Below are 9,179 nucleotides of genomic sequence, written 5' to 3'. Positions count from 1 at the left end.
AAATTATATCTTTTGCATTTTCATTTAATTGGTTTTCTATATTTAAGCCAACCATTTTTGTACCAGAGCCTTCATCTTTTATAATATTATTATACCAAAAAACCTTGATTTATCAAGGTTTAGAAGGATTTTTGCAAGTTTTTAATAATAGTTTTTACTGTCAATTGGCTTAAATTTTCAAACAGTTCTTACCTCATAACCTTTTAAAAGCCATCTTAATTCTTCTAAGTTTACTCCTAAGGCTTGCGCCTTTGTCATTGGCCATTTAAAACGCCCTTTTTCTAATCGGTAATAGTAGAGCCAAAAACCTTCATCAAAATGCAGTACCTTTAATTTATTCATCTGCTTATTGCAAAATACAAATAATGCTTTTTCAAAAGGATTAAGCTTAAGCTGTGTTTGAACAATAAGAGCTAATCCATCGATGCTTTTTCTTAAATCTGTTACGCCGCAGGCAAGATATACAGTGTCAACATTATTAATGCTCAGCATGTTGATTGTAATTCCTTAAGTATAATTTTTATTAGCTCTGCTTCAGTTGCAGGTATAATTATATTAGCTTTGCCAATTTCTATACGTATATTATTATTTTTCTCTTGAGCATTATTTGTATTTTTATTTTTAATAGGCTTTAAATCTATTGCATGAAATACTGGTTTGTTTGAATTTTTAAATTTGTTTTTATGATAATAAAGCTGACGCTTAGTTATATTATTTTCCGTACAAAAATCAATTAATGAGCCTTCATAAGAAGAATATTTTTGTATGATATTTTCCCAAAATGCCTTTTTTGATGTGTTCTCCATTACAGATACCTCCTTTTTTATATCTGTAATTTTATCAGGAGTATCTGCCTATATCTATGCGGAAATTTTTTGACGCTTACGCTAGTACAACTCAACCCAGGCTTTTATTCGAACTTTTTCCAATTAATCTACTACAATATTCCATGTTAATACGTCTAATCAGAACAAATGCCGTCAATTAAACCTATCATCAAAAGTTTTAATTTCTCCATTATCAGTGTTAACAATTAAAAGATCACCCATACCAGAATCCGAAGAACAGAATAAGTATTTGCCACAGTACCCTATTAATGGGAAATCTACACTTGCAATTTTATCTAATTTGCTGGTTTTTAATGAATATCTAAATATTTGTGTATAATTATGTTTATCAACAGTAGAAACGTATATGCAGTTATCAATTATTATGGAATTAAACATATTTTCTATTTCAAATAATACAGATGTCTCTCCATTTAAACTCCTTATATAACTTTTATTTTTATAACCTATTACACTTCCATCATTCAACATTTGTAATATTTCCATATCAAAAAAACCATATGAAGTAATTTCTTTGGAAGTTGCATTCCAAAGATTTATATTTCTGTTTTTATCAAGAAAACATATATTATCCTTATAATTGCTTAGAAATCTCCAATAAATATCTTGTGCAACCTCAATAGCCTTTTTTTCTTTAATGTAATATGCTATCAGAGCACATTTATCGTTGTTATCAATTCTATTATAAAACAGTATATCGCTTATGACCAAAGGACCATAAATATGATATTTATCATTGCCATCAATAATGTTTGCTTTAAGTGAAGTCATATTTAATTCAACTAGTTGTCCTTTTGTATCTGTAAAGTACAATAAATCATTGTATACATTCAAAAAGCCTTCGAAATCATTATATAATAACTTTCTTCCTTTTCCGTCAATCTTTTTTGAATATAAACCTTGGTACAATCTTTCATTATTTACCGTGACAAAAGATTTATAATATATTGTATCCCCCTTGGAATTCATAATAAACATATTGGGATTCCTTCCAATATTGTAGTTAATAAATTCACTACTTTCCGGTTTACCATTAGATACATTATTACTTTTATTAACTGAAGTACATCCAGATAATAAAATCAACAAAGTAATAAAAATAAATATCCCATTATACATTTTATACATTGTAATTGCCCTCCTTAACAGTTAATTTTGTTGTTATAATATATTAGAGTATCTATCGTTATTAGATACCCCTACGGTACATATTTTGGTTGACTAACTATACCTAAACGGTATATAATCCTAACATATGACAAATAAGTGGATTAGGAAGCAAAAGTAGTACTTTTGGGTCTTAATAGTCTCATTTTACATGTGCTTCCTCCAAAATATTGAATTAATTCATCTAGAGGTCGCCAGTAATATTCACTTTCATGCTGTGCTACTCTTACATTTGTGTATTGTGAAACTGTATAATCAGTTGTAGTAACAACTATAACAGAATGATACCATGTCTGAGTATCGGGATTGTAAAATTGCAGAATATCACCCTGTTTCATAGGAGTGCTTAAATCTGTATATACTGAATTATTATTATATCCGTCAGCTTTAGGACCGTTACCAGTATTTGAAGTGGCATAATTCCAAAGATTTGCTACGCTACAAAAGTTTGTTATAGGGTCACCATATGGTGAATCATAATTCCTACCATACCATTGACTTGTTTGCCTATAATTATTAGCCACCCTTGCTCTTAACGCTTGTGCAGTTGAATTATTATAATAACTTGAATCATATCCAATGTCAGAAATATCATAACCACTGCAACCGCCATATCCGCTCCAAATACATTGTGAAGCAAAATTAGTACAATCAAGGCTTGCTCTTTTGAATATGTAGTTCTCGTAATGATCTCCAAACCACCAACCATAATAACGGGAATCTGATGCTGTATAACTTACATTAACCGATGTTGTACTTAGAGAGGAACTGTTTACAACAACATTTCCTATATTCAAAGATGTATTTAGCTTGGCAGCATTATCAGCTTTTTGCTTTTCTTCCGGTAATTTTTCATTTCGCTTGCTATATAAATCATCAACAATCTTGAGTTCTTCTAAATTACCATTGATGCTGTTATTAATACTGGACATTTTAGCCTTTATAGTATCTTTAACTATTTGGATGTCAATACTTGTAGTATCCATTCCAATAACAGCAGAATCGTCGTTTCCTTTCTTTAATTTAACTTTATATAGAGCACCCATTGAACTATTTTCATTTTTATTAAACACATAAGATACATTAACATAAACAATAACGTCAATATCATCAGTGTTTTCCTTAACTTCTTTAATAATAAATTGATCTACTGATATATCTTTAATGCCATTATGGAATATCTTGTACAGATTACTTTTGTACTCTAAGTCTTTAAGAATTATATAAGTATTGCTATCAGATGAAGATTGCTTGAAATTTGATATATCCCCAGTCTCCAATATTTTATACAGATTATTGAAGTAGTTATAGAGATAATCGCCAATTTCTTTATACTGACCAATATTATAAATCTTTTCTATATTTTTTGTTTTACTTATGTCTTGCTTTAGATCTTTTGTTTCTGTGTTTTCAATTGCGTAAGTTGCTGATGAAAGAAATGAAATCACCAAAAAGCTTACTAATAAAAGTAATGATACTTTCTTAAAAATATTTTTCATGGTAATATCTCCTCTCTAATTTTTATTTAATTAGATTTAAATTTTATCAACAAAACGATATCATTGTTCTAATAAGTTACAGTCTTACTGTAAATCGTGCCAGACTCATATCCGCCGTCGCCGGATACATAGTAATATGTCTCAACCCTGTAAGTCCCACTGCTCACTTGATATGTTTCCAGTACGGATGCCGACGAAGATGTTGAAGATTTAGACCAGCTTTTCACGTTTGACCATGTGCCGTTAGAATAACGCTGCAAAGTAGATGTAAGATAAATGTTCTTTCCGGCCGGTGTTTTTTGCACATACCCATACACAGTGGCCGTTCCGCTTGATGAAATAGTGAGCGAGGTGCTTGCCTGATTGATGTAAACATACTGAATGGACACCACTGACTCCGGCGCTGCGCTTGTTTCTCCTGCGGCCAATGCTGTCGGTGCTGACACGTTCAGAAGAAGTAGCATGCCCAATGCTGCGGATAAAAACCTTTTCTTTAACATAGAAAAAACCTCCTCGTATTTTTGTTCTCATTAAATAAAACAAATCAAAAGAGGCTTTTGTGACAGAAAATAAAAAATTTTTTAGAAAAATTTTCTGAACTTTATGGACCTAAGTCTGTGCCTGTAATTTCAACGCTTTCTGCAATCTTTATTCCAGTGTTTCTATGCAGAGTTGGCAGTAATTTGCTCTTAATCCCCTTAATCATTTTGGACAATCTACGAACTTTTAGGTAGAATAAAAATAACAAGTTTAAGGGGAGTCTAAGATGAAAGGAAAAGCTCATTCAGAAGAATTAAAGCAGCAAATTTTAAAAGAAGTTGAAGAAACAGGTAATATATCATTAGTCGCAAGAAATCATGGCATTGCTCCAACAACAATAAGTGGTTGGATGAAAAACAAGCGTGCAGCAGGGACAAGAGGACCAAAATCAAGTGATTTTAATTCACCAAACTATATGAAAGAAGTTGAGAAGGAGAATGATAAATTAAAGAAAATCCTGGGTGAAAAGGATCTTGAAATAGCAATACTAAAGGACCTTTTAAAAAAAACGAACCGTCTATAGCTGATAAGGTGGAAATAGCCAGGAAATATATAGATGAAGGCTATAACGCTTCTTTGGTTCTTAAAATAGTAGGTCTGAACAGATCGACCTATTACTATCATGTCTCAATGCAATTTCATGTCGCAAAAAAATCCTTCAGTAGCGGCCGGCCTATTGCAGGCTACTCTTTGGATGCTGCCGGAAAGAAAATATGTGATGAACAAATTAAAGAATATATTATGGAAGCCGTACAAGATGAAGATGAAGCTCTCTTTTATGGATACCGTAAGATTACTCAATACCTGAGGGATAACCACAGCTTAACTATTAATCATAAGAAAGTTTACAGGCTGTGCAGGGAGCTTGGTATATTAAGAAAACAGAGAGTTATTAAACCTAAGGTAACAAGCAAAATATCTGTAAACAGAATAATAAAAAGATCAAATGAACTTTGGGAAGCTGATATAAAGTATGGATATATAACAGGGGAAAACAAGTTTTTCTTTGTACTGTCTGTCATTGATGTTTTTGACAGATCAATAATAGGTTATCACATAGGTTACAGGTGCGAAAGCACAGATGCTGTAAGCCTTTTAAAGCGCTGCCTTTTAAAAAGGGAACTGTATGATGCTGAGGTAAAACCAGTAATAAGAACTGATAATGGGCCTCAGTTTACAAGTAACCTTTTTGAAGAAATCTGCAATGAAATAAATATATACCATGAAAGAATTCCTTGCAGGACTCCTAATAAAAATGCACATATAGAAGCATTTCACAGGATCTTTGAGGATGAGTGATTAGGAATCCATGAGTTTTGCAGTTTTGGACATGCATATGCTGAAGTTGCAAGGTTTATGAAGCGCTACAATACAAAAAGGCTTCACTCCAGCTTAAAGTATAAAGCACCAGAAATATTTTATGCGCTAAATAAAGGTAAAGAAATTGAAAGCATGGCTATACATCTTTAATCTATAGTAAGGTTGACAAAGCGTAACCTTTACATTGAGGGCAGGCATGGCAGCCTTGGTTTTGGCTGGCCTTATATGGTTCCCTGCAAGGTAACAGAACATAGCCCTTTAAGGCTCAATGTAAAGGGCAACCGGTTAATATATGCAATGTAATGAAAAATGATATTTTAAGATATTCGTAGATTTAGAGAGATTTTGTCCAAACTTCGGGGGGTAATCCGGAATGATGTAGATAAGACTAATCAGACAATTAAAATAGACCAATCATTGTGTATATCTACTGAAGGTTATATTGAAAAAAACACAAAAAGTAAAAATGGCATTCGTACAATAGTTGCTCCGAAAGAAGTATTTGATTTATTTGAAAAAAGGCGAAAAGGGCAAAAAATTTTAAGCGATAGAATATTTAATTTCAGGCCGGATACATTTTCAAAACAATTTGCTAAAGATATGAAAAAGATTGGTTTAGAAGATATAAGATTCCATGATTTAAGACACTACCATGCCACTTGGTTATATAAAAATGGAATTCCTGATTTATTTGCTGCTCAAAGACTTGGTGATGATTTGCAAACAATTAAAAGAATATATCAACATATAAGTGATGACTTTAAAGATAAACTTAATAAAGAAATATTGGATAAGATTAGTTTTTTATGATAATTTATACCGCACTTTTTACCGCACAAAACATTTAGAAATTAAAAAAAATCATTTCCAAATATGATAATATTTCTTTAAAAGAAATATTATCATTGTTTATACAGTTTTGTTAAACCATTTAAAATTCTAATATCAACAAATATTTCTTATTAAGAAATATTTCGGACTCAAAATCCGGTGGAGTAAAATCCGTGCGGGTTCGACCCCCGCCTTCGGCACCATTGAAACCATATTTTATGTATGGTTTTTTTATTTTTTTGAATAAATTTAATATTAGTGGAAAAAATAATGATAGGCATAAATAAATACCTCTACTTATTAAAACAATATTTCGACAAGGTGAAAATTATAATTTTCACCTTGTTAAAAGGGATCCTGCTCGGATCCCTTTTAATTATTTAATGCTTTAAAATATAAACAATTAATATTAAAAATTATATAATAGTATATTATAATATTTTATTTTTTCCCCATTATGATTTATAATTAAAATATAAGAATATAGAATATTTTTTTAATTGGAAAATAATTAATTATTGTTAAATACTGTCTATAATTTGTTTTTTTAATATAAATTATATATCTTAGGGGGTAATACTATTATGAAAAAAGTACTTGTAACAGGAGCTTTAGGGCAAATCGGAACCGAACTTGTCATGTACCTTAGGAACATTTACGGAAATAACAATGTTATAGCAAGCGATATTGCTAAAAAAGGCTCTGAAAAAGTAATTGAAGCAGGACCTTTTGAAATTATCGACGTTCTTGATGTTAGAAAAATAGATGAGGCTGTTGAAAAATATAATCCCGATGTTATTATACATCTGGCTGCAATATTATCAGCAGTTGGCGAATCTAATCCATCGTTAGCTTGGAACGTAAATATGTATGGACTTTTTAATATTCTTGAAGTAGCAAGGTCAAAAGGCTGTGCAGTTTTCACTCCAAGTTCCATTGCAGCCTTTGGTCCTTCAACTCCAAAGGATAACACTCCTCAAGATACAATTCAAAGACCCACTACTATGTATGGTGTTACAAAGGTTGCAGGAGAACTATTATGTGATTACTATTTCAGCAAATATGGTGTAGATACAAGAGGAGTTAGATTTCCCGGGCTTATATCCTACGAAGCACTTCCAGGCGGTGGAACTACTGACTATGCAGTGCATATATATTATGAAGCTGTAAAGAACAAAAAATATACCTGCTATATAAAAGAAGGAACTTATATGGATATGATGTATATGCCTGATGCTCTCAATGCTATAGTAAGCCTTATTGAAGCAAATCCTGATAAGCTGATTCATAGAAACGCTTTTAATATTACTGCTATGAGTTTTGCACCGGAACACATTTATTCAGAAATAAAAAAGATTATTCCTGAGTTTATTATGGACTACAACGTAGATCCAATAAGACAGGCAATTGCTGATTCCTGGCCTAATTCTCTTGATGATAGCGCTGCAAGAGAAGAATGGGGCTGGAATCCCAAATATAATCTTACCCTTATGACTAAAGATATGATAGAAAAGTTAAGTGTAAAATTAAAGTAGGACAAATGTCCTACTTTTTGCTTTGAAAAAACGCTTTACATGCTCTGTAAAGTTCATATATATCCGCTTTGCTGCTGACTTCTAAAGGTGAATGCATACTAAGCAGAGGAAAAGAAATATCAGCAGCCTGTGCTCCGTATTGTCCAAGTATATAGGATATGGTTTCGCTGCCTCCTGCATCTACTTTTCCAAATTCAGCATGCTGCCAAACAATATCGTTTTCATCAAAAATTTTTCTTAAGTATGAAAGAAACTCAATATCTGCATCATTAGTTTCGCATTTGCCCTTAACTCCATTATACTTATTTAATACAACACCGCATCCAAGGAAGGCAGAGTTATTTATATCGAAGGCAAAACTATAATTTGGATCATATGCACATATCGCATCAATAGATAACATTTTAGAATTTCTTAAGGTTTCAAGAAGTTTGAATTCATTATAACCTGATGTAAGCTCTAAAATCTCAAATAATGCATATTCAAAAAATTTAGATTTTGCACCTGTACTTCCGAAATTGCCCGTCTCTTCTTTATCAACTAAAAGCAGAGCTTTTGTTTTTTCTTCATTATTTGAATCAAGTAATGCTCTAAAGGCTGAGTATACACCTAACCTGTCATCCTGTCCATAAGATGCAATCATGCTTCTATCAAGTCCAGCATCCCTTGCAGTACCTGCCGGAACTGCTTCAATTTCTGCAAATATCAGGTCTTCTTCGATTATTCCATATTTTTCATATAAAATATTTAAGATATTATATTTTACCCTATCATCAAAATTGCAATCACCAAATGGCATATTACCTAAGATTATATTCAAGTCTTCCCCTTCAATTCCTTTGAATAAAGGCTTTTGCATCTGTTCTTCCGCCAAATGTATTAATAAATCGCTTATATAAAAAACTGGTTCATTGACATCTTCTCCAATGTTAATATCTACTAAACTGCCATCCTTTTTTATAACAATTCCATGAAGGGATAAAGGTATAGTTGTCCACTGATATTTTTTAATAGAACCATAATAATGGGTATCAAGCATCGCTAATCCATTATCTTCGTACAAAGGTCTCGGCTTTAAATCAAGTCTTGGAGTATCGGTATGCGCTGCAATAACTTTTATACCAAAATTAAAAGGTTCACTCCCAATAAAGAAAAAAGCTGCACCCTTGCCTCTATTTAATTTATAAACTTTATCTCCTTTTTTTAGTTTTTTACCTGACAATATAACTTCATCTATATCAACAAAACCTTTTTGCTTAGCAGTTTTTACGCAGCAATCAATAGTCCTTCTTTCAGTCTTTGCAATGCTTATAAAATTTTTATATTCTTCAGCAAATATATTTAACTTTTTATCGTTTTTCCTATACTCCCATACTGACTTTTTATCTATATTTAAAATATAACCATTACTATTTTCCATTTTTTTCTCCTTATTAAAT

Annotated in this window: 11 protein-coding genes; 5 read left to right on the top strand and 6 right to left on the bottom strand. The window is 31.6% G+C overall.

From position 1 onward, the window contains the following. Positions 1-177: 177 nt before the first annotated feature. From tnpB to B5D15_RS04835, 5 genes are all read right to left on the bottom strand, one after another. Entirely contained in the window at positions 178-492 is a 315-nt protein-coding gene (tnpB, locus tag B5D15_RS04855) for an IS66 family insertion sequence element accessory protein TnpB (protein WP_078695989.1), read from the bottom strand. Then, positions 486-806 carry an IS66 family insertion sequence element accessory protein TnpA gene (gene tnpA, locus B5D15_RS04850; protein ID WP_078695988.1) on the bottom strand — a complete coding sequence of 107 codons (321 nt, stop codon included), beginning with the start codon at positions 804-806 and terminating at the stop codon, positions 486-488. The genes tnpB and tnpA overlap by 7 nt, the downstream gene beginning before the upstream one ends. Positions 807-980: 174 nt before the next feature. Next, positions 981-1,976 carry a hypothetical protein gene (locus B5D15_RS04845; RefSeq protein WP_078695987.1) on the bottom strand — a complete coding sequence of 332 codons (996 nt, stop codon included), beginning with the start codon at positions 1,974-1,976 and terminating at the stop codon, positions 981-983. Positions 1,977-2,119: 143 nt separating this feature from the next. Next, on the bottom strand, positions 2,120-3,295 hold the full coding sequence (locus B5D15_RS04840; protein WP_179122197.1) for an amidase domain-containing protein: 1,176 nt from the start codon (positions 3,293-3,295) through the stop codon (positions 2,120-2,122). 287 nt (positions 3,296-3,582) lie between these two features. After that, positions 3,583-4,014 (bottom strand): hypothetical protein, encoded by a 432-nt coding sequence (locus tag B5D15_RS04835; protein ID WP_078695985.1) that lies wholly within the window; start codon positions 4,012-4,014, stop codon positions 3,583-3,585. Positions 4,015-4,280: 266 nt separating this feature from the next. Between B5D15_RS04835 and B5D15_RS04830 the strand changes: the two genes are divergently transcribed. From B5D15_RS04830 to B5D15_RS04815, 5 genes are all read left to right on the top strand, one after another. Beyond that, the gene (locus B5D15_RS04830) at positions 4,281-4,577 is read left to right on the top strand and encodes a transposase (protein WP_078695984.1); all 297 of its coding nucleotides are present in this window, start codon (positions 4,281-4,283) and stop codon (positions 4,575-4,577) included. Between the two features lie 8 nt (positions 4,578-4,585). Then, positions 4,586-5,353 (top strand): DDE-type integrase/transposase/recombinase, encoded by a 768-nt coding sequence (locus B5D15_RS04825; protein ID WP_078695983.1) that lies wholly within the window; start codon positions 4,586-4,588, stop codon positions 5,351-5,353. Between the two features lie 6 nt (positions 5,354-5,359). Next, the gene (locus tag B5D15_RS15855) at positions 5,360-5,524 is read left to right on the top strand and encodes an integrase core domain-containing protein (RefSeq protein ID WP_143287200.1); all 165 of its coding nucleotides are present in this window, start codon (positions 5,360-5,362) and stop codon (positions 5,522-5,524) included. Positions 5,525-5,719: 195 nt separating this feature from the next. After that, entirely contained in the window at positions 5,720-6,184 is a 465-nt protein-coding gene (locus B5D15_RS04820) for a site-specific integrase (protein WP_179122196.1), read from the top strand. Between the two features lie 605 nt (positions 6,185-6,789). Then, the gene (locus tag B5D15_RS04815; RefSeq protein WP_078695981.1) at positions 6,790-7,740 is read left to right on the top strand and encodes an L-threonine 3-dehydrogenase; all 951 of its coding nucleotides are present in this window, start codon (positions 6,790-6,792) and stop codon (positions 7,738-7,740) included. A 10-nt stretch (positions 7,741-7,750) separates the two neighbouring features. Here the strand turns inward: B5D15_RS04815 and B5D15_RS04810 are convergent, their stop codons facing one another. Beyond that, positions 7,751-9,160 (bottom strand): aminopeptidase, encoded by a 1,410-nt coding sequence (locus B5D15_RS04810; RefSeq protein ID WP_078695996.1) that lies wholly within the window; start codon positions 9,158-9,160, stop codon positions 7,751-7,753. Positions 9,161-9,179 lie beyond the last annotated feature (19 nt).

Origin of the sequence: Caloramator quimbayensis, assembly GCF_900167605.1 — a bacterium.
Lineage (GTDB): Bacteria > Bacillota > Clostridia > Clostridiales > Caloramatoraceae > Caloramator_B > Caloramator_B quimbayensis.
This window is presented reverse-complemented; position numbering and strand designations above follow the sequence as displayed.